The sequence below is a fragment of the Haloarcula halophila genome (assembly GCF_029278565.1).
Lineage (GTDB): Archaea > Halobacteriota > Halobacteria > Halobacteriales > Haloarculaceae > Haloarcula > Haloarcula halophila.
In genome coordinates, this window is sequence record NZ_CP119561.1 from 131,913 (window position 1) to 154,111 (window position 22,199).

Annotated in this window: 16 protein-coding genes and 2 pseudogenes; 12 read left to right on the forward strand and 6 right to left on the reverse strand. The window is 57.3% G+C overall.

Translation table 11 applies throughout. The annotated features are described in order from the left end of the window. Nucleotides 1-134 precede the first annotated feature (134 nt). Nucleotides 135-596 (reverse strand): ferritin-like domain-containing protein, encoded by a 462-nt coding sequence (locus tag P0204_RS19095; protein WP_276224391.1) that lies wholly within the window; start codon nucleotides 594-596, stop codon nucleotides 135-137. A 67-nt stretch (nucleotides 597-663) separates the two neighbouring features. Between P0204_RS19095 and P0204_RS19100 the strand changes: the two are divergent. Next, nucleotides 664-1,082: pseudogene (locus tag P0204_RS19100) on the forward strand (IS6 family transposase); the annotation flags it as partial. A gap of 118 nt (nucleotides 1,083-1,200) precedes the next feature. On the opposite strand, the pseudogene P0204_RS19105 reads toward P0204_RS19100, so the two are convergent. The 4 genes and pseudogenes from P0204_RS19105 to P0204_RS19120 form a co-directional block, all read right to left on the reverse strand. Continuing rightward, nucleotides 1,201-1,482 (reverse strand): annotated as a pseudogene (locus tag P0204_RS19105) (helix-turn-helix domain-containing protein); the annotation flags it as partial. 258 nt (nucleotides 1,483-1,740) lie between these two features. Beyond that, a complete protein-coding gene (locus P0204_RS19110) occupies nucleotides 1,741-2,976 on the reverse strand; it encodes an MFS transporter (protein ID WP_276224395.1) in 1,236 nt (411 codons plus the stop codon). Continuing rightward, a complete protein-coding gene (locus P0204_RS19115; RefSeq protein WP_276224397.1) occupies nucleotides 2,960-3,625 on the reverse strand; it encodes a helix-turn-helix domain-containing protein in 666 nt (221 codons plus the stop codon). The genes P0204_RS19110 and P0204_RS19115 overlap by 17 nt, the downstream gene beginning before the upstream one ends. A 107-nt stretch (nucleotides 3,626-3,732) precedes the next feature. Next, entirely contained in the window at nucleotides 3,733-4,914 is a 1,182-nt protein-coding gene (locus P0204_RS19120) for an aminomethyltransferase family protein (RefSeq protein ID WP_276224399.1), read from the reverse strand. Between the two features lie 21 nt (nucleotides 4,915-4,935). Between P0204_RS19120 and P0204_RS19125 the strand changes: the two genes are divergently transcribed. The 11 genes from P0204_RS19125 (at nucleotide 4,936) to P0204_RS19180 (ending at nucleotide 19,910) form a co-directional block, all read left to right on the forward strand. Beyond that, nucleotides 4,936-5,211, forward strand: a complete 276-nt coding sequence (locus tag P0204_RS19125; RefSeq protein WP_276224401.1) for a hypothetical protein — start codon at nucleotides 4,936-4,938, stop codon at nucleotides 5,209-5,211. Nucleotides 5,212-6,295: 1,084 nt separating this feature from the next. Then, nucleotides 6,296-6,562 (forward strand): hypothetical protein, encoded by a 267-nt coding sequence (locus P0204_RS19135; RefSeq protein ID WP_276224403.1) that lies wholly within the window; start codon nucleotides 6,296-6,298, stop codon nucleotides 6,560-6,562. Further along, nucleotides 6,555-7,046 carry a hypothetical protein gene (locus P0204_RS19140; RefSeq protein WP_276224405.1) on the forward strand — a complete coding sequence of 164 codons (492 nt, stop codon included), beginning with the start codon at nucleotides 6,555-6,557 and terminating at the stop codon, nucleotides 7,044-7,046. The genes P0204_RS19135 and P0204_RS19140 overlap by 8 nt, the downstream gene beginning before the upstream one ends. Nucleotides 7,047-7,437: 391 nt before the next feature. Beyond that, on the forward strand, nucleotides 7,438-9,039 hold the full coding sequence (locus P0204_RS19145; protein WP_276224406.1) for a DUF8186 domain-containing protein: 1,602 nt from the start codon (nucleotides 7,438-7,440) through the stop codon (nucleotides 9,037-9,039). After that, complete coding sequence (locus P0204_RS19150; protein WP_276224408.1) at nucleotides 9,011-9,892, forward strand: hypothetical protein; 882 nt, start codon at nucleotides 9,011-9,013, stop codon at nucleotides 9,890-9,892. The genes P0204_RS19145 and P0204_RS19150 overlap by 29 nt, the downstream gene beginning before the upstream one ends. Nucleotides 9,893-10,018: 126 nt before the next feature. Further along, nucleotides 10,019-12,565: a TrbL/VirB6 family protein gene (locus P0204_RS19155; protein WP_276224410.1), complete on the forward strand. Its 2,547-nt coding sequence runs from the start codon at nucleotides 10,019-10,021 to the stop codon at nucleotides 12,563-12,565. After that, nucleotides 12,562-15,897 carry a VirB4 family type IV secretion system protein gene (locus P0204_RS19160; protein WP_276224411.1) on the forward strand — a complete coding sequence of 1,112 codons (3,336 nt, stop codon included), beginning with the start codon at nucleotides 12,562-12,564 and terminating at the stop codon, nucleotides 15,895-15,897. Before P0204_RS19155 ends, P0204_RS19160 begins: the two co-directional genes overlap by 4 nt. Further along, complete coding sequence (locus tag P0204_RS19165; protein WP_276224412.1) at nucleotides 15,894-16,274, forward strand: hypothetical protein; 381 nt, start codon at nucleotides 15,894-15,896, stop codon at nucleotides 16,272-16,274. Before P0204_RS19160 ends, P0204_RS19165 begins: the two co-directional genes overlap by 4 nt. Beyond that, nucleotides 16,274-16,771, forward strand: a complete 498-nt coding sequence (locus P0204_RS19170; RefSeq protein WP_276224413.1) for a hypothetical protein — start codon at nucleotides 16,274-16,276, stop codon at nucleotides 16,769-16,771. Before P0204_RS19165 ends, P0204_RS19170 begins: the two co-directional genes overlap by 1 nt. Then, nucleotides 16,768-17,379, forward strand: coding sequence for a relaxase (locus P0204_RS19175; RefSeq protein ID WP_276224415.1), 612 nt, complete (start codon nucleotides 16,768-16,770; stop codon nucleotides 17,377-17,379). The genes P0204_RS19170 and P0204_RS19175 overlap by 4 nt, the downstream gene beginning before the upstream one ends. Further along, the gene (locus P0204_RS19180) at nucleotides 17,376-19,910 is read left to right on the forward strand and encodes a type IV secretory system conjugative DNA transfer family protein (protein ID WP_276224417.1); all 2,535 of its coding nucleotides are present in this window, start codon (nucleotides 17,376-17,378) and stop codon (nucleotides 19,908-19,910) included. Before P0204_RS19175 ends, P0204_RS19180 begins: the two co-directional genes overlap by 4 nt. Before the next feature lie 524 nt (nucleotides 19,911-20,434). On the opposite strand, the gene P0204_RS19185 is transcribed toward P0204_RS19180, so the two are convergent. Further along, complete coding sequence (locus tag P0204_RS19185; RefSeq protein WP_276224419.1) at nucleotides 20,435-20,788, reverse strand: hypothetical protein; 354 nt, start codon at nucleotides 20,786-20,788, stop codon at nucleotides 20,435-20,437. Nucleotides 20,789-22,199: the final 1,411 nt, after the last annotated feature.

The window sequence follows — 22,199 nt, forward strand, 5'->3', positions numbered from 1 at the left end:
TCTGACCGGCAGGGCTCTCCACAGGACGATTATATATTATGACCGGAAATGAATAGTTACGTGCTTGTCATACGACAACCCGACATTGCCCACCACGATGGTAGAGAGATGTGCCGAAACACTTCACTCGTGGCTCAGCTTTCGCTGTACTCCTTTTCGAATCCACGAAATTCCGTCCGGTGTGCTTCTTCATCCCCGAGAATTTCTACTGCCAAGTCCTCCGTAACTGGGTCGTCAGCCTCACGTGCAAGATCAACTAATTGTCTATACGTCGAAATTGCGTCTTCTTCAGCGTCGAGAACGCCTCTGATGACTGCCAGAACATCGGTCGAATCCTCAGGGGGTTGAAGACTTTCTTGCTGGGCAGTAAACTCGGCTGATCCAGGTGGTCGAGCGTCGAGCTGTTTTAGCCGTTGTCCCAGCAACTCTGCATGTGTGAGTTCTTCCAGAATATCTTCTTCGAGGCTCTCTTTGATCTCTTGTGCTCGAACACCATCGAGAACAATTGAATTCGTCCTATAGTTCATAACTGTTTCCAGTTCTTCTAAGTACGCACTTCGGAGTACCGTGATTACCTCATCTGTAGTCGATGTCATCGAGTACCTATTATATATATGAGGGGATAAGAATGGCATTGTCCTGCGACAATCGAAAACTCTGTCCGAAAAAATCGCGCTTGACGGCGAGAGAAAGTGGCTGTACACGGCGGTCGACCAAGAGTCAAAGTTACTGCTTGAAGTCGACGTGTTCAGCTGCCGCGGGATAGACCCCGCGGCGGCGTTCCTAAGTCGGCTCACTCAGAAACACGATGTCGCCGATTCAGTGTTTCTCGCCGATGCTGGTGGCTATCTGACTGCCCTCTCACGGTACGACCTGAGCGGTCGGCTCGACTATCGAATCCGGAACCACATCGAAAAGTGGTTCCAAACTGTGACCATGCGAAACGCCCACTTCCACTCCGTCTGGAGGGGGCAGTCAATCCAGCGCGAAACAGTGGTTACGACGCTTCAGACACCACTAAACCACGAACCACCGAACCAAACACTGACAGGAAAACGCCAGCTGGGGAGATCCAGAACTAGTCAGTGCCAGCCACACTGTTTTATTCTGATTCAGACAATCTCAACTCTTCACTCTACGACGATTGTTGAGATTGGCCCTCTCGATGCATATGGAACCACCCTCGTTCAATCACCCTGATTAGAGTGTTTGCTCGACAAACTGCGACACGATACGGTCCTCCGCGGTCCGGAGTCGATACTGGATGGTCGAGCGGGGTTCGTCGAGTATCGACGCTAGATCGGAGACGGAGACAACTCGAGGCCGTTCGTAATAGCCGTGGTCAACAGCTGCTTTCAGCACCTGCCAGTGTTCCGGCGAGAACTCCGTGGCGATCCGCTCGGTCGCGTTCCAGTTGCCGGCACTGGTGATATGCGATACCGAGAGCGAGACCCCATCGCGGAGATGTGATTCCATCAAATCGCAGGAGTGCGACCGATTTTCGAAACAGTGAGTTGGCCCTTTGTATTGCCCCACGGATTTCCCGCCCCAAACCGGTCGCTTAAACTGCTAACCTATCAGCAACAGCGAACAAATCAGACCAGCTTCCGGTAGACAGTCAGCGAATCCGAGGGGACGACCCATCAATCGGAACGGCTGGGAGTCAGTACAGGGGACGGCTGGAGTCACTGCTCGAGCACATGCTTGGATTCTCTCACCGATGGCCAACCTGGGGTACAATCAGACTAGCGCCGTAGACTCGCCGGACTCGGCCATCTGCCAGACAGTAAGTCCACCAGTCAGGCCGAGACCGACCGCGAACACGAACAGGGCGGCGTCGATCCCCGTGCTGGCGACTAACTCCCCAGCCACTACGGGTGCGACGAACGATCCCAACCACCCGGCCACGCTCGCCAGTGAGACGGCCGTCCCAGCGGCCCGAGGCTCAACGAACTCCTGTATCGACTGGTACATCAACCCGATCTGGAGCTGGACGAACACCCCTGCGAGAACGAGTATCGTGACCAGCACCGCGATCGTCGTGCTGTAAAACATCGCGACCGCGAGCACCGTCGCTCCGACGAACGAACCGGCGAAGACGGGCCGTCGCCGTTGGCCCAGCACCGCATCCGAGAGCCACCCACCGATCGGGCGAGCGAAGACCCCGACGGCGGGAAACAGCGCGACGAACGCGCCGCTCTCCGCCAGCGGGACGCCGAACCGTCGGGTGATGTACGTCGGCATCCAGGAGTTGAACATCATATACAGCGAGTAGCCCAGCACCGTGACGGCGAGAACCGCCCACACGTTCCGGTTCCGAACCACCTGTTTGAACCCGAGTAGCGTCATCGGTTCCGTAGACGTGTGGAACCGCGATACGCGCCCGACAGCGACGTAGAAGGCGACCGACGTCACCAGCACCGCGACGCCGAAGGCTGGAAACACCCCCGGCCAGCCAACGACCGCGGCGACGCGTGGCGCACCCAGGTGCCCGAGCGCGTATCCCGCCGGATAGCCGGAGATGATCACAGACGTCGCTGTCGCCCGCCTCGTCGGTGGAAACGTACTCGCTGCGACGTTGATGCAGACCACCCACAGCACGAACATCCCGACGCCTGCGAACAATCGCGAGGCGATCAACAACGAAACGGTGCCCCCGCTGGCAGCGACCCAGTCACCAGCGCTGCCGACGAGGAGCACGGCTGCTGCACATGGCACCGTCACACGGGTCTCGACGCGGTCCAGATAAATTCCGACTGGAATCCCAATCACTGTTGCAGCGACCTGGGGCATCGAGACGAGGGCGGCCGCTGTGGCCTCGGTGATTCCGAGGTCGCTCATCACCAGCGGGAGGAGACTGGCTGGCGTGATCAGGTAAGCACCGACGAACAGAAGCAGCAGCCATCCGGCCGCGATGGTTGTCCACCGACTTTCTGACCCGGCGGCGAACGGACGGCCGTCAGTCAGGTCGGTCACTCTCCTCCGCCAGAGACGAGACGATGAGTCGCTCGATTCCACGTCGAAGGAGCCCGCCGGCCGCCGGCTGCGAGATGTCCAGTTCAGCGGCGACCTCGCCGAGCGTTGCGTTCCGTGGTTCCTCGAAGTACCCCGCTTCCAGTGCGACGAGTAGTGCCTCCCGTTGACTGTCGGTCAACCCGGCGTCCGTCGAGCCTAAACTGGTATACTGGTTCACACGCAGTAACTCGATGTCGATGTCGTGCCGTCGCGCAGTATCCCAAAGAGCAGCTAAGTTCGTCCGTTCGGGCAGCCAGACGGTGAATATCCAGGCGTCTCCGTCGTTCTCCATATCGAGCACGACACCGTTCTCGGTCGAGATGACCGGCGAGAAGATCTTTGCTTCGTCGGTATACCCGAAACTGTAGATCGCTTTCCCGTCTCCGGTTTCAATCACCCGCTCAAATTCGCCAACGGTGTGGTCCTTCCGCAGTCCGTCTTCGAACCGGGGGAAGTCAGACGACTCTACACGGTAGAAGAACTTTCCTGAGGTCGGGTCGGTCCCTGCCTCTGACACCGATCTGACGCTCGAAGTTCGGTCGTGTGCGACGGTCTCTGTGAGCACTATGTCGGGATGCTCGATTCGCACAGCAGCTTTAATACCAGTCATCGTCCTGTATGGTAGGAGGTTTAATATATTCTCCTTCCCGATCGACCGGCATTACGTTGAGTCACAGCAAAAGTCATTTTCTTGACTCTTAATGGTATGAATCGCGCTCACTCCTCCGTTCCGTCCCTAGCGTGAATCTTGGCCTGTTCGCGGGCACTAGGATTGGCCGACTGCTTGAACGGGACCTTCGCTACCGTCGCATAAACAGGTTCGCCGGGCTCCTCTGCATACTCATCCGGGAGGTGTACCTCAAACTCCAAGTCGATGTCGGCGTCGTAGATCGAGTCGTCAAGCGGACCGTCGGTCGCGGCCTGGAGCATCTCTGCCGGTACGTAGCCGAGGGCGAGGTTGGCTTCGAGCTCCGGATTCCATCCCGCCGAGGTCAGGTAGCCACACTCTTCGCCCGTCTCGGGGTCGGAGATGAGCCAGAAGTCCGAGGCCCACTCGATGATCGGCTCGCCGGCCATTTTCAGTCCCACCAGTTTGTGCTTGAATGGATACACGCCGTCTTCGATGGCTTCCTTCTGGCGTTCCAGTTCGGTTTTCCCGATGTAGTCGGCCTCCTTGTCGTCGGGGACTTGGTAGCCGAGATTGACCTGGAACGGCGACGTCTCGTAGTCCATATCCTGCCCCAGCGACAGGATCCCGGCGGCAATCCGTCGACGACCGTTCACCGGCGCCGCGGCACCGCCGTGGTCTTTGACGGTTTCCAGAACCGGGTTCCACACTGCCTCGGCGTTCGTCGTCGCCTCACGGACATAGATCTCGAAGCCCGCCTCCCCGGAGAAGCCCGTTTGACTCACCAACACCGGGATATCGTTGATCGTCGCTTCCAACAGGCCGTAGTACGGAACGTCTTCGATCCCGGCGTCAATGAGCGACTCAATCACGTCGGGGGATTTCGGGCCCTGTACTTGCATCGGCGAGACATCGATCTCGTCGATATCAACCTCGAAATCGTTCCCGACCGTGACGCCCTCCAGCCACTGCAGCAGATCCGCGTCGGCGATGGAGAACCAGAACTCGTCGTCGTCGGGGCGCAACAGGACGAAGTCGTTGAGGATGCCGCCGTCCTCGGTGCAGCAGATGGCGTATTTACCCCGCATCGGTTCGATATCTGTCGCGTCCCGCGTGATGACGAAGTTGACGAACGCCTCGGCGTCGGGGCCCTTGACACGGATCTGACGCTCAACCGCGACATCCCACAGCGCGACGTGGTTCACTAGCAGGTCGTACTCGGCTTCCGCCCCGCCGTCCTCGGGGTCGATGAACGCCCGGGGGTGATACATATGGTTGTACACTGTTGCCTCATGACAGCCTTCCTCAACGGAGAGGTGCCAGAACGGGGACTCCCGGACCCGGTTCGATATCACCAGATCGACATCGGCATCGCCCGTCTGCCGGAGGTTTCGGGGAACGATGCGGTCCGACTGGTCCACGCTTGGGTGGTTCTGATTGTGTTTGTCTTCGCACATTACGATCTATTTCGGAGGTTCGACGCCATGGTTGAACAGGTCTCCCCAGAGGCGCTTGAGCCGACTGGGTTCGCCCGACGGCGTGACCCCGGCGGGGAGATAGAGTTCTAAGTCGGTCGCGCTATCCCGGTCGGCGCGGGTTTTCATTGCCATACGAATAGGGAACGACCCGTAACTGTATTGCTCTGTAGCTTATTCGTATAACCTCTTTATATCGGGTCCCGGAGTACCAGTGGATTGGTCATTGTGTCAGTACTGGACCATCAGTAATGTGCGGTGGATTTACCTGCCGTGCTGCACTCTACTCATCCGATTCCATGCCAGCTGACGACTCCAGGGGTTCACGTCGCCTCTCGGACGCTCTTGAGGAGTTCGTGGAAGGAAAGAGCCCGAACTACGCTACGAACCTCAAACGAGTCGTCGGGACGTAAATCGACTGGTGTGCCGATGGCGACGTCGATCTCGATGAAGGGACGATCACGGTCCTTGGAAAGAATCAGCAGGTCGAATCGACACCGCTCCCCGACCAAGCGATCGAGCCACTCAGTCGTCTGCAGACACTACTCTCACCACCGGATGATGACTGCCCGTCTTCCCATCTCGACACGCGCCAACGATCTACGAGACCATCGAGACGGCAGGCTATGACCGCCCGGAAGGTGACCCCTGGAAGTTCGCTCTCGACAACCCGATCGCGCCGCCATCACTGACGACCTCTGGCGTCAGGTCCCTCCTGAAACGCTGGAGTCCCGAAGCTGACATTCCAAGACTCAACGTCGAGGCTGGCGAGTACCTCACTCTCCACGGCGCTCGTCGCGGCGTCGGGGAGAAACTGTACCGCAAACGAGGGGCCGCAGCTGCACAGCGGACGCTTCGACATGCTGATCCTTCAACCACGAGCCAGATGTACTCCCACATCGAAGCCAGCGAGCTTGCCCAAGACAACTCTGATGTCTTCGATGACGAGTGAGTAGCCTCTCTTGTGGGTCCACGATTCTACCCCCTCTTTCAAGTGTTCCAGCACGTCGTCAGAGCACTCAGGAATAGTTCTAGATTTTACCATAATATGTTCCGCTATCACCCCCACCCCCACAATTCAGGAATACACAGTATTCCCTGAATTGTACCCCGTTAAATTTGATCTATTATCCGTGAATTTTTATTCGATGAAGCAGGTACATTTCGACGGAGAGCGATGGAACAAAAGATCATCCAACTCCGAGACTATCAGAAGGAGTTCGAAGAGAACGCCGAGAGCTTCAACATCTCGGGATTTGTCCGGCAAAAGCTCGACGAAGAGGTTATTCCAAACGACCAGATTCCCGAAGAACATCTGCCTGACCCATCGTCTGGCATCACACTCCACGATTATCAGAAGGAGTTCATCCGATGGATGCTGAGTAGACAGGCCATTCCGGACACCGACACGTCTGAGACACCCACCACAGTTACCAATGACTGACGATACTACTGATCCTGATACCCCCGCCGACGAACCGCTTTTCAAGACACTGCGTTCGCAGGCCAAAACCCACGCCGAAGCAACCCTCCAAGATCCACTCGCCCACGTCACAGCACAGGCCGGGTTTCTCTGGATGCTCTTGGGAGGCCAGGCCTCCCTCTACGTGATGCCCGTCGTCGCAGCAAACACCTCAACGATCGGGAGTGTATTCTGTTCAACTCCAGTTGCCGACGGAATCGGACTCATCTTCGGCGCGATCGCCGGCCTGGGACTCCCAGCGACGATGTTCTTCATGGGCCGTTCGGGCCTCTCGTACATGCGTTCCTCGGGGAACCCGAACAAGAAGAACAAGGCCCGGTCGGATCTGATCCTGACCGCCACTGGCTTCGGGATCGTCGCTCTCGCGATTGTCGCTCCCGAACTCGTCGACAAGGTTGGCAGTACGATCGGCTTTGGCTTCTCTAGCTGTGTGATGCCATACTAATCCCGGATACTGCCTCGTCCCCATGTCCCCTGTGCTCAAAATCGGTCTGTTGGTCCTCTCCCTCGCTGCGATAGCCGGTCCGGCCGCCGCCGGTTCGGCACCCCAGCACGCCAGCGACGCGGCTGTCGACAGCGAGACAGCCCAGAGTCTGGCCGGTGGGTACCGACAGATCGACTGCTTCAACGGGTCCTCTTCGCCCACGAAACATCCGAATGGGACGGAACCGCCCGCTCGGAGCCATTCGTTCGATAGTGTCTCATTCAGAGTGTACTGGTCCGGTGATCCTGACTATCCAAATGCGAGTTTCAACCAGAGTGCGATACAGAACTCAACAGCAGTCTATGGTTCTCTGGCGTGTAATACAGACATCCGGTTTCCGTCTCCCCCGGACATGAGCAGCTGGAACGATGGTGAATTAGGCCGGTACAATGACTTGGGCAAGCGGGTTTCCGTCCATCCTGCTCGTGCAGCACCGACATCGAACGGACCGATCAAAGACGCTTACATCGAAATCTTCCGGGTAACTCCCTCGACGATCGTTCATCACCACAACGGGACAACCCAGTACGTCCGGCCAAATGGATCAGTGAAAGCGATCACGAACTATCGTGTTGAGACCCCTAAGTCGACGGTCACGCCAACACGGACGGTCACTTGGGCCGTCGTCGACACTGAAATCGAGGATCTGGAATTATGGACCAACGGCTCAATCGAGGACTCCGTCTCCTCGGGCACGAAGCCTACGTTCCAGTTCACGAATACCACCGGGAACTCGACGCTGAAAGTTAACGGGACGGTCACCGTGACCCTCCAGAAAACGACGACGTTCAGCGCCAATGGAACGATTAAGACCTCGAAGAAAGTCGTCAGTCAGGAGGTCTCGGATGCACGACGGGTAAGAACTCAAAAGTTGGACGGAGCAGTCTACGGGGAAACGGCTGACCATCGCAACAGCAGCGGGGCCGTAGTAAACGTGCCTCGGATGTGGCGGAATATTCAGTTTCCCAACGCTGGTGAGAGTGTCCACAGTCGGTGGTTCTTCTATACAAGGAGCCCGTCGGGCTGGGAACACTGGTCGAAGTCGACGAGTCCACGAAGTACCTCCAGCGGACCGCCGTTCAACAAGATCCGCCCGCTCCGGGTACACGCTGCCCCGTTGAAAAGTGCCCCAGTGTCTGGAATCGGCAAGAAACGGGGGGCAGCGACCAAATACACCGGCACTAATGGTGACTACACACGCAATAACGAGGATTTCCGCGTAGCGAGGGCTAGTGGGCCGACCGCCCATGGACCTGTCAATACCTCTGTGTCGGTGAACCTGAACATAACAGAGGGCTATACGAAGACTCAACGGGTCGAGGTGAGAGAAGCTGGCTCGAATAACCCGTACAAATACCAGGACGTTGTGGTAACCGGGATCGTTCGTGGAAGCAAGGAATCGGGATGGCTGAACAAGCCTACTGTTGTCCACCCGACGAACCTGACTGCCGAGGTAACGAACCGGAGCAAGAACGGGACAGAAATCGAGATCTCGATTCTGTCGCCCACTGACCAGCCGGTTAAGCAAGGGACGCTGATTCTCGATCCTGGACAGCTAGGTGCGAGAACTGGCCTTAACATAACTCGTGCCTACACAACCGGTGGCGCTCCCCGTTCTCCTGCAACAGTCATAAACACGTCCGCCAGCGGCACCATCGTCGTTAGAATCCCCCAGACAAACGTTCGGGAGCTTGAGATACGATATATACCGCCGGAGCCGTGGTGGGATCAGTTCATACGCCTTGGGCCGGTTGTCGCGGCGATGGGGCAAACCGAGACGACACAGCGTGTCGGTGGAGGGTTCCCGGCGTTCAAACACCTGATCGAGCTGGCAGTTCTAACGCTGCTATCGTTCGGGCCGATGCTGGCGATGCTGTACTTAGCAGACGTACTGACAAATGGACGACTTATCGGAATGTACTCAAATGACACAACACACGACTTCAGAGACTGACTCGCGAATCGACCGTCGAACAGCACTCGGTCTGATCGGGGGCGGATTAACTGCCTTCGCTGGCTGTGGAGGTGTCGTATCGACAAATGAGAACTCAACAGCAACTACCTCACCAACACCGACACCTGCGACAGACAATACACCAATCGAATCAATCGAATACACGGTTAAAGAGGTGAGTGGGCGCCCACAGATATTCGCGTCGGTGACAGTAACAGACAGTGTCGAGATCACTCAAATCCGTCTGGTCGCTAACGACAGAGTGTTCCACAGGAATGCAGTTGATGAAGGGACAGCTGACATCCCACTCACCTACGCTGCTATTGACAAACACTACCCCCCGGAAGGAGGCAAATTGGTTCTAATCAGCGAGGATGAAGAAAGAGAGGTTTCCTTCCCGTATCGTCCGGATATTCGGCTGAAGGAAGTCATACGAGCTTCTAATTCTTCGAGACTTGAGTCGGATTCCCAGCTTGAGCCGATAGGGATCGTACTTGAGAATCACGGTAACAAACCTGGACTTGCTAACTCGATTGATTATGAGGGTGCACCCGCAAACGCGGGCCGGCCGGACAGTGGTTCATCTCGAGGATTCGACAACCGGTGGGGGATGATAAGAGGAGGCGATGAACTTCTGCTTAAAATACATTCATTCTTTTATGAAGAATTTGATTGCTCTGACTTCGGAACCAGAGATGCAACGATCCGAGTGGCCCTTGAATTTGCAGAAGATATCGTAGCAAAAGTTCCGGTAACATACGAGCACGAAGGGGGGCGAAACTGTACGCAAACCTTAGGGACTGCCAGAAATGTTGGGCCGGCGACGGACACCCCAGAGACAACTCAGGAGTGAGAGATGCCTGGAGCCAAGGAATCTGCTCCCTTCAAAAGTGAATTGGGTGGAGACACTAGCACAGCCACCTCTGAGCCTGCCCCAATCAACATCAGTTCTGACACAACGATGGAAGGAGCTGATGGGATGTCGGCTATCACGTCGCCTACCGGAAAAAATGCGGTAGGGCCAGGGGTTCGTAACTTCGATTTCAATTTCACAGGAAGTTCCAATCATATCGCTGACCAGTTCGCGAAGGTTATTGAGTGGTTTATGCAAACCACCGCGCAAGATGTCAAAGAAGGCGCTAATAATCAAACTGCAGCCTTAGTTGATCCAATCATTGGAACGCCAGCACCACGGGGTCCAAGGAGTTCAGTTGGTGGCATTCATTTTGATATAGCCTTCAGTAACGTCAGTAACTATCCGTGGCAGCTCTTCATGGACGATATTTACTGGGGAGTGTCTCTTGGATTAGCGTTGGGCCTTCAGTTTCTCATTGTCGCCGGACTCGGACTTCGGTACCGGTCAATGGACCCAGTGGTCCGGAAAAAGACCGGCCGAAGACTCTTCTTTGCGTTTATGTCGGTTTTCTTCTGGCTTCCGGTCGCATCGCTTGCTGGACAGGTATCCAACGCGATTGGCTGGGCAATAGTTGATACAGCACCAACAGGAAGTTCAGTTACAGCTTTCCTATCATCGGCTTATGCCGTCTGGACCGCCGATATCGGACTTCTCATCGTCGTGATATTACTATCACTATACATATACATAAAGACATTGTTGATATTCATTGGCCGCTGGATAGGGTTGATCTTGCTTACCCTCTTCATGCCCGTTCTCGGGACACTATGGGTGTTAGAGGTCTGGCCATTCAACCGCTTTGCAGGCCTGTCAGCGAAAATAGCGGGTGCATATCCTGGACTCTTAGTAGCCAATATCCCCGCAGCAATCTTGATTCGCCTCGCTATGGTCCACCATACGTGGGGCCTCTCAACCAGCTTAAGCACTATTCTCGATCTTCTTATTCTCCTGTTCGCAGCGAAATCACAGCGTGCACTCGTCGAGCAAAGCAGTTCTTTGGCTACGAAGGGTGCAGACATGTTCTCATCAGCAACGAAAAGTAGTCTTGCCATCGCTGGAGCGGGCGCGACACTCGGAACAACTGCCGTCGCCGGACCTGCAGCTGGATCAGCAGTCGCTGCTGGTCAGAAAGCTATCCAAGGGAAAAATCCCAGTACGGAGGTCGCACAGGTTCACCGCAGCCTCGCCTCTCAGCAACTCGCTCAGAGTGGGTCGGATGGCCAAAGTAGTTCCGAAGCGGAGGAAACCCCCTCAAGCAGTAGTAGTACAGGTAGTTCATCGGCCGAAAACACCTCTGATGAGAAGCCATCGGAGAGCACATCCAGAAGTTCCGACACGGATGCAGAAGACACAAACGGAGGACTATTAGGTCGGTTTTCGACGGATGACGGAAACACCCCCGAAGATTCGGGAAGGAACACCGATCAAGAGACCCCAGGTCAATCTGCGGAGGGTCCAGAACAATCTCCCGACACTAATTCGACCGGGAGCGGTTGGTTCAGTGCGACGGAGTCCGGTCAAAGCAGCTCCGAGATAGCCGACGCTTCGCAAGATGGCTATTCTCAAGGCGACCGCGTGGTAATCGACTCAGAGGACTTCGACCACACTGATAAACGCGCTGTCGTCACCAGCTCCGTCCCTGGTCACGTCAAAGTCCGCCCCGAGTCTCGTGAGCGGTCCGAAGACATGACACTGGATGCCTCTGAGGTGGCGATGTACGAACCCGGACCAGAGGTTGACCGTCAGTTCAATTCCGGGGATCCAGTTCGGATCACCGCCGATGAGTTCAAGGCTGCTGATAGCCGGGCGACGGTCACAAAGCCCCCCGTACCTGGGAAGGAAGCCACCGTACGGCCAGTCAATCTGCCCGGAGAAATCGAAGTGTCAGAAGCTGACCTCGCTGCTGTCCCCACAGACAGTCCCCAGCCGACAGATACCAACGAACCAGAGCCTGCCGTTCCCGAAGGCTGGGACGGCGATGACGGCCGTGATTCACCCGTTGAACCGGAACGGATTACGCCAGTTGGACCACGGACTACCACTACCCAGTCCGACCCCCTCGCTGATCTCCAGGGCCAGGACTCCGGCCAGTCTGTAGTAACCGAATCGGGTGACACTAGCACGTCTGCTGGTGAGCACGGCTCCGAGCCACCATCCCAGCCCCAGGGAGAACGCAGTGGATCGGAACCGGTGTCGGCTGATCCACCCCAGCCAGGTGATGAAGTTCCCACCACCGAGGGGGTCGAAACCCCCGGGCGATCGGCAACCGAAATCACAGATACCTCCCCAGGCGATCAGCCCCCTCAAGAGAAGAAGTTAGCCACAACGTCGGAGCTCGATCCATCGGATCTCGTCGCGAACCCAGATGCCGAAAAGTATCAACAAGGGTTCGACAACAGGTCCCAAGAAACGACCCAGGACACACCTGAAGCAACCGAGCGGAGTTCTCACCAGTCCGACTACCGCGGTTCCGAGACTGGAGACACCGACGTGGGCTCAGACTCCAGCCAAACCATCGACGAAGCACTCGCGACCGACAATGACATGCTCGGTCGTGAAGCCTACGAAGACCCCTTCGAGACGGAAACTACGGAGAGTGATGACTCATGAGTGAGACAAACACCGAGTACAGCACGAACATCATTCACGAATCCCTCGGGAGCAAAACCGAGTTCTGGGGAGAGTATACCCTGGCAGAACTCGCCCTGTTCGTCGTCCCGATCTTCGGGTATTTCCTCTTCCTGGGCATCCCCTTCGTGCCAGCAAGTGCGTTCCTGCCAGCAACAGGAGCCGTCATCGCCCTCGAAATCTTGCTGTTTGCACTCTTCCAGGTCAAACCCAGCTACTACCGATTGACAGAGTGGCTCATGGTGAGACTGCGATTCGCCGTCCAGAAAGAGGAACACACCATCGACGATGGCAATCAAGATACCCGCCATGTCACCCGCCTCAATCGGATCATGCCCCACGGAATCGAGCGCGTCGACGGTGCCCACGTCGGAGCTGTCGAAGTCCGCCCGGCAAACATGGCCCTCGAAGATGGTAAACAGTGGGCCAACGCTGTCTCCTCGCTCACGGATCTCGTCACCGCCCTCGAAGGGACCGCCGAAATCTACGTTACGACCACCAACGTGAGCAACCGGCCACATATCGAAGCCCACGAAGAGCGCTTGCAGGACCCCGATGTCCAGAATCTCCCCATGCTTCGGGGCGTTCTCTCCCAATGGGTCAACCGCTATACCAACGATGACGGCGAAATCCAGGATTCAACGGAAATGCAGCGGGAATACTATATCATCGTCACGGTCACCGACAGTGACATCGACGAACTCGAGCGGGAGTCGACATCGCTGCTGGGCTACTTCGAAGACCTTCCCGGGATCGGCAAAGCCGTCTCGAAGCTCACCCCAGAGACGTTCACCGACGCCGAGCGCGAGAAGTACAAGACGAAGAAACTGAACGACCGCCTGGGGAACGTCTCGCGAGCGGTCGACAACCTCTATCGCTGTCGTGGAAATGCAGTCTCGCCGTTTGACCTCGCACAGCTCACCAAGGACTATTGGGCCTGCGAGTCTCGGCCGCACTCGGACTTCGCATCCACGGCCGGCATCTCACCGATCAGCTATTCGGAGGACCAGGACAACGACGGCGACGACGTCGACGACGCGCTGACTGCCGAGGACCTCGCTGACGATGATAATGCAGACGCCGCTCCAGCGGACGCCGGCGATACCGAGGAGACAGAAGCTAACGAGACCGAAGCCAGAGAAGATCTGGAACACGTCGAGGAAGCTGCCGAAGAAATCGAGTACATCTCACCGGATGTCTCCCAGCCGGGTCGGAAGCACCAGTCGATCGTAGCGCCGACGGCAATCGACTGGCACACGGACTACACGCTGATCGAGAACGAGACCTATTCCCGGACCTTCTGGATCGAGACCTTCCCAGAACATCCGACCAACGGCCTCTTCGAGCGGCTACTACTGGATACGGACCTCCGGGCCGACGTGAACATCCACATCAACCCCTACGACTCCCAAGATGCGGTCCAGGTCATGTCCGAGTGGATCACCTCGCTACGGATGGTCCAAAACGACATGGGCGAACTCGAAGCCGAGGACGTTCGCGACGATATCAACCGAGCGAAATACCTCCGCCAGTTAGTCCGACGCAACCGAGCCTCGCTCTACCAGGCCGGCGTCTTCGTCCGGATTACTGCCGACTCGAAAGAGGAACTGCGAACACAGACCAACCAGCTGGAAACCCTCCTGCGGGACGCCCCGGCGAACTGCTCGGTCAAACGAGCAACCCGGCGCCAAGAACAGGGCATGGTCACTGTCTCGCCACTAGGCGGGAACGAACTCGGCCGTGGCCGGTTGTCGGCGATGACCGGCGAGGCCCTGGGGTCGATGTTTCCGTTCTCGTCGAACTACCTCCGCATGGAAGACGGAATCGAATACGGCACCCACGGCCACAACGGGTCGTCGCTGCTGATCGATCCCTGGGAACTGGAGACTGGCCACTCCGAATTGGTCACCGGAATGCCCGGCGGCGGGAAATCCCACGGGACACAGGCCCGCTCGATCAGGATGATGAAAAAACGATCGGACGTCAAGCAGGTGTTTATCGACCCCGTCGCCGGGATGCGTGGGTCGGCGAAGATGCTCGACGCCAAGACGATCACGGTCAGCGGAGAGACGCCACTGAACCCGTGTGAGATGCATCCCACACCGGAACACATCCTGCGAAAGTCCCCGGACATGCAACCGGTCGCCTCGAAGAAAGACGAGGTCTTCGGGGTAATCGAGAACTTCCTGAAATCGAGAGACATCGACCTGGAGATGCACTCGGGGCTGATCACGTTCCTGATCGACGCGATCTTCGAGCAGTCCGACATCGACCCCGACGACCCGTCGACGCACACACCGGAGAACTCCCCCAGCATGGCGGACTTCCTGGACCTGATCGACGACATCCAAGAGGACCCGTCGCTGTTCCCCGGTGCAACCACCGAGTCCTCTCGACAGAAGATTCGAGAATACGCCAACGAACTGTCGGTGGCACTGCATCCGTTCCGGCAGGGCTCAACCTACGGAAATCTCTCCGAGGAGTCGAACCTGAACCTGATTGAAGACGACAGTAAGGCGGTATATCTGGACCTCCAGCAGATCGAGGGGTCCGGCAGCGGCCTAGGCAAGCAGTCGTTCATCATGCAACTGCTGTTGTCGAATCTCTACCAGCAGGCCAAGAACATGGATCAAAAGGTCGAGATCATCATCGACGAAGCCCACTACCTGTTCAACGACGATGCGAATCTGGCGTTCCTGAACCAGATCGCCCGCCACCAGCGCCACGCTGGACTCCGGCTGGTGATGCTCTCCCAGACGCTCCAAGAGTTCTACGACGAAGGCGTGGCCGAAGAGATCGCCGGAATGTGCCCGATCATGGTCCATCACCGCGAGCCAGACCTGGGCGAGAAGACGGCGAATAGGGCCGGACTCACGAGCGAGCAACAGCACTACATCAACACGGCTGAGGCCGGCAAGGAGTCGATCGGTGAAGGCCAGGGCTTCTCCCAAGCGCTGGTCCGGGTCGACGAACACGGGGACTACCCGCTGACGATCCGAACTTCGTGGGAGGAAAAGCGAGTGATCGACCTCGATGCTCACGGTCGGGATGCACTGGCGGCGCTGGTGGATAGCCAGCCAGAGCAGATCAAGGAGTTCGAGCAGTTCGTCTACGCCCACGGACTTCGCCACGAGTTGACCGAGCGGTTCGGGTTCGAGCCAGAGCAGGCGGAGAAAGTGCTGTCCGGGCTCTCTCAGGAAGAGCTGATGGATTCGGTTCGTGTGGCCCTCGAACAGAATGGAACGGCGACAGCGGTTGCTGACGGCGGCTCAACTGACACAACCACCGCAGATACTGGAGGCTCTTCAGAATGACTCGAAAGAAGATCACGATGTATGGAACCGAGGAACAGAAAGAGCAGATAGAGATACAGGCTTCCAAACACGGACAGACAGTCTCAAAGTATTGTTTGGAGGCTGTTGAACAGCGGATTGCACGTGAAGTCCGTGATGAGCGCGCTGATGAGGTTTCGATTGAAGACCGAATTGAAACACTTGTGAGTGACGTACAGAAGAATATTGATTCTGTGATAGATCCTGCACCAGAACAGGAACTACTCTACGAGATTGCTCTGTGGCAGCTACTAAGTAGCGAGTATAGTGCGGAGCAACGGCAAGACGCACTGGAGTCTGGAGCTGAAAAGTTCGAAAAGGAACTGGAGAATCTGGCCACAAAGCGAGGTGAGGATTAATGCCTGATGACAAGCCAGTCTACTTTTACACTTCTGAAGAGACAAAACAGCGAATCAACGATCAGGCAGATGAAGCTGGACTGAGCGTTTCGGATTTCTGTGAACAGGTGCTGAAAGAACACCTGGAGGATACCACTTCACAGAGTCAGGAAGAACGCTATCACCCGAGCCAACGGCTTGAAGTGACGATTGATGATGCTCGCCGAGATCTAGAAGCAGCGATTGAGCGGCTCGAAACAGCTGTTGATGAAGAAATCACAGATATTCAGTCGCTCCGGACTGTCTACGCGATCTCGATCTGGGAGTTGCTTAAATCAGAATATGGCTCCCCTCACCGAAAAGAGGCAATGCAGACGGCAGCAGCCCGCGTAAAAAAGGCGGAGAATGATTCATCACGTAGTGATAAGGGAAGTTCGCACACCGATGAGACCACTGCTCCGTCGGAACCAGACCAAGCGACAGGTTCGGATCAGCCTGCCAATAGCAGCGAACTATGATACTCAAGACCGACTTCCAGCAGAGTGGAGCTGGAGATCTAGTCGAGTATATCCGTCGGGATAGAGACCCCAATCGCGATCAGCGAGTCCCGCTCCGGAATCCAACTGGCCGAGAACTGTCGGACCCGGAGGTATCAGACTTTATTGAAGAGAGCCGACAGTTCGGGTTTGAACGGCATTACATCGTCTCTCCGAACCCAGAGGCAGGATACACAGCACAAGAAGTAGGCGAAAACACCCGACAGCTCATGCGAGATGAGCTGCTTGAAAAACCCACTGCGAATTACCTCTACGCTGTTCACAATGACAGCTGCTATACCCACGCTCACGTTGCTGCAACGGGCCGTGAAGAGGAGTTACGGATGGATCGACAGGAGATTCAACGCCTCCGATCGCGGGCTCGATCACAGTTCCGTGAACAGGAACGACTCAAAGAGCGCGACGTTGACCGAGAGCAAGAGCGCGCTGAGGAACGTCGCGAACAAGCCCACGAGAAAGAGCTAGATCCGGAAGCTCGGAAAGAAGTCGAACCAGACCGAGAGCAAGAGCCCGAACCGCAGCGGGAGCAAGAACCAGAGCGTGACTTCGGCATGGGTGGTGCGCAGTGAGTTCCGACCCAACCACCCAGCCGGGCCAGAAGAACACGGAGGTCCCGACCCAACTGCGTGACGACGGTGTCGTGATGTTCTTCTGGGCCTTTTTCATGTTCGTGTTCCCCGCAATGTGGGTCGATGCCGACAAGCCACTCCACAAACGCTTCTGGGCCTGGCGCTACCTCTATCTCGGCTTCACCGCGGTCACAGCGATATTCTTCCTCCCTGCACTGCTGAACGGGCAGTTTCTCTGGCTGCTGTTGGGTCCGTTCGCCCACATCGTCGCGGGGCTCTCGATCATCGGAATCTTCGCTGGCTTCCAATTTCCCGGTATCTCACTGCCATACGTCTCGTATACGATCTCGACCGGGCTGTATAGCGCCGCTCTCGTAGCCGTGGCCGGCGGCGATCTCTTGCGGCGGACATCCCCAGCGTCGCTCTCGATGGACCCCTACGACAGTGACGAAGACGAATTAGTGGTCCCACTGGATGGTGTCGACGACAAGAGCGACGACGCCCCGACACCGCCGAAAATCGATCAGGACGTATCGACAGCCGTAATCGGCGAGACAGGGTCGGGGAAGACCTCGGCTATGCAAATGCTGGCCTACCAGTTTCCCTATCATCGGGACACGGCGGTCATCGCACACGACGCCGGCGAAGACTTCCAGCGCTTCTATGAGGATCTTGGTTTCGACGTCAAGCGGATCAGCGCCCAGAATGGGGACGTGGTCTGGAACCTGTTCAACGACGCTGACAGCCGGCGTGACTTCCGAGAGATTGCCCGCACAATCTTCGGCGAACCCGACGGGCACAACCCGTTCCACACGCCGGCCAAACAGGTCTTCGAGGACGTCCTGATGTACCTCCATCTGGAGGCGCAAAAGAACAACCGCCGTGAGGAACTCTGCCATCTCGATCTCGTGCAGTTACTCGAAGAAGGCCATATCGAACTATATCAGAAACTCAGCGAATACGACCAGCGCTTGGACGCTGGTCACCTCGATCCCGACCAGGGGAAAGGCGCACGGAACGTCTACCAGACGCTTCGTGAGCACACTCGTCCGGTGTTCGTCGACGACTTCGCGGAGTACGGGGAGTTCTCACTGAACGAGTACATCAGGAACCCCGATGGGCGCGTGTTGATCATCGACTCCGAACCCTCGCGGATGGCGACACTCGGACCGATGTTCCAGCTGTTGCTGGACTGGTCGATCCGGTACGCTATGGAAGCTCCGAACCCCACAGTCCATATCCTCGATGAGATCGACCAACTCCCGCCACTCTCCCAGGTCACGAACCTCACCGCCCGCGGCCGGAAGGAGAAAGCCCGTGCGCTGGTCGGCGTCCAGACAGTCGGCCAGCTGAAGGACACCTACTCGACGGTCTCCGGTATCCTGGGCAACTGCCCCCAAGGCGTGTACTTCGGCCCCGGCGACCGGGAGACCACGCAGTTCGTTCTCGACGAGGTTGGCGACCACCGGACCTTCGAAACGCAGGAGATGGTTGCCGTCTCTAGATCGACCGGCGACCAGTCCCAAAGCGAGCAGAACCGTCGACGCCACCAAGAGAAAGACCAGAATCCGCTGACTCCCGGACAGCTCCGGAAGTTCGGGCCAGGGGAATGTGTCACCGTCCGCCGGACTGACTGGTGGCATGGCCAAGCCAACGAACTTCACGAGGTTCGCGACAACCTCCCTGAGAGGGGCGTCGAGTCGCCGGTGTCGTTGGACGACACGAAGGATAATCTCGAAGACACTGACAGCTGGCTCGCGCTACTGCGGTCCCGGCTCGGAGGGTCAGAGTCCGACAGTGAATCGTCGAGTCAAAACGAGTCTGGTGGGGACGACGCGGTCGATCCAGACGTGTGGGCTGCTGATGATGTCGAGTCGCCGTCGCTGGCGTTCTCCTATGCCAAGTGGGACGAAGCACTCGACCGACTCGATCTCGACCGGCCACCGATCTCTGATCCGAAGCATATCGACGCCTTCGAGGACGTCTGCTCGATGCTCGACGATCGAGTCCTCTCGCTTCAGATTGGTGCCGACGCGACCATCGAAATCAAGGAACTCCTCATGGACCTCCACGACCAGACTGGCCTGACTCCTAAAGAGATTCTCAACGAAGTGACTGCCCACACCGAAGCCCTACAGATGAGCGATGAGTTCCACACTGAATTCCTCGAACAAGTCGATGTCGACGACCAGCAGGCACCGTCTGATGACGCCTCGGAATTGTTTGAGGACGACAATACTGAAGAGATAGATGACGTCACTGACTCCGAGGGCGTGCAAGCGACCGCCCCTGACAAAGTGACCAATGAGCCAGAGTCTCCCGGCTCAACTGAGACTGAATCTGATGGGGCGGACAACTCAGTTGCCAACACCAATCACCAGTCTCCAGAAGGGGACACTCACACCCCAGATGACGAGCCAGTCCACGACGACGAAGATATAGAGAAACTGTTAGAATCGGAAGAGGAGAAAGATGGATCGGAGGGCCAGTCTGAAGACTCTGATGAGTTCGGAGCTTCCGAGTTTATGTGATCTAGCCAGAAGAATCACCCCTTATTTTCTGACCCGCTGTTCCGAATACCCTTCTTAATTTCATATTCACTACTCCGACTACGCCGTTTATATCACCCACTTCTTTACCTTTTAGATTTTTTAGAGCTGCTTGACTCAGCGATTCATCGTCTACAAGGACTTTTCCTCTCTCTGCCTGAGCAGCCTGGACTGAACACCACAAACATAATCTATCCGGTAAATTATTTAATTTCTATATTTATTCGTACGAAATCGCAAGAAGGCGGACGGGTACATCACAGACACGGTACGAAATAGCGGAGTGATGTACTACAAATCGCAAGACGGCAGCCGGATTTTTCGCTCACACCGTGTCCCTTTATCTTGCCCCACAACTTTCGGCGGTAGCGCGCACCCTAAGCGGTCATGAATTACCACGAATCTGACTATCAATTGCGGCGGCGCCTAGCCCTGGGGACCCCGTTCGATGCACCCTGGCCTGCCCGGCCCACCGGCTGTGTTAGCAACCCAAGAAGAATCCGAGGCTACGCTTCGCTACCTCGCCGAGCGACCAGCGACAACTCCTGCTGTTCGCGCTCGACAATCCCCGAGTCCGGCCCAAACCTGACTCGGTACTTCCCTGCCCGTTGGGAGGCCTCGACCACCTTACCAGTGACAGTGCCAGGCCGCTTCTCATCCAGCACACGATCACCTATGAAATACGATAGCTCTGGCGGATCGCGGTTCTCCGCGCGAGTCATCAGCTGGAGGTTCGTCCGTTCGAACTGCATTCCCTCTGGAACACCATCTGGATGGACCGCGATCTCTTCGCTCTCGTCATCGATAACTGTCACCGTCCCAAGCACCTCACCATCGAATCCATCGCGATGGATCAGCACTCGATCACCCTCTGACAGCGGAACCGGTTGTTCGGATGGAGTACAATCATCACTTGCCATCGTTACTTACACACTCCCTCGTATCGGAAGCAAATAAGCGCCATCATCCTCGCTGGGGCGACACAAAATCTCCCCCGACGTCCACCCTACCAAACCCCTCCACCGACACCCACCCTTCCCCGCCGTCAGCGGGGATCGCGCGTAACGTAGTGAGCACGATGGACCGACCGCGAGGCGCGCGATCGCGCCGAGCGCAGCGACCCGTCGTCCTCGTGAGCGACAGCGAACGAGGGCTCGGAAGACGAGCATCGCGAGTCTTCCGGAGGCGCCGCGCGTAACCCGCGCCATCCAGCCATCCAGGAGGCTCAGCCAGGGCCGGCAGACCCACGCTCGCGACACGCCAGACTACCGGCTCGCTTCGAGACCACAAGACAGAGCGAGCGAAAAATGAGAGAGAACCGTCGGGCCGCCCGACCTGGCTACCCCAGGTGCTGGGCGACCGTCACGGCGTTCAGGAGCGCGGTCGTGACCATTACGACCCACTTCAGGACCGTCGTGACGACATCTCGACGCTTTTTAGTCGACAATACCTTTTTGACGAACGCGGCGATACGTTTCACTTGTTGGAGTGTTGGGGCGTGTTTCTGCGTCCCCACTTTCTCGTCGCTGAGTCCCGACTGGGTCGCCCCATGCCCCGAGGGCAAGACATCGCATCCGGCCAGTGGGGCGAGCCGATACCGACACCCCCACCGCAGGGGGTGGTGGGTCCGTGAGGACCCAAGAGATAGATACGAGGCACTTCCGGAGTGATGGCGCTCGTCCAAGCGCTGACTGAAGTCGACGGGGAAGCTCGCCTCAGCGAGCAGTCCGTCGCCGGACCGAAGCGCGCCAGATGCTTCCAGTCGCGGGCGCTGCTTGCGAGCCCGCGACCGACGCCTTCACCCAGAAGCGCCGTAGATAGTTCCGCGGCACCGCCCGCGATGGGAAGTCTTCGACAGCGCGGGGTCCCGTCCGTCGACGGTCGAGAACCTCGCGTCAGCGAGGAGTCGCAGTGGCGTCGACGCCAACGGAAACACCGCGCCGAGAAGAAGCCTGGAGGGTCGGTGGGACGGTGACGCTGTACGTTCCACCGGGTGTCCCGCCCGTCCCGCACTCGCTGCCCAGCCGACCAGGGCGTCCCCCAGCCAGCAGCTGTCTCGCCCGGCCGTCTGCCCCACTCTGAGAGCGACCGACTGCCAACGCCAGTGCAGTCGTGTCGCTCTCGTCTCCAACCGCGCACGACTCCGACGTGCGCGAGGACTCTCTGTTGATCGTCGACGATCGGTGCCGTCCTGGTCCCAAGCGATTTAACCGATGCCGAGCAACGTCTGAGTGCAACGGTTTTCATGTACGAGAGACCACCATGTCCAGA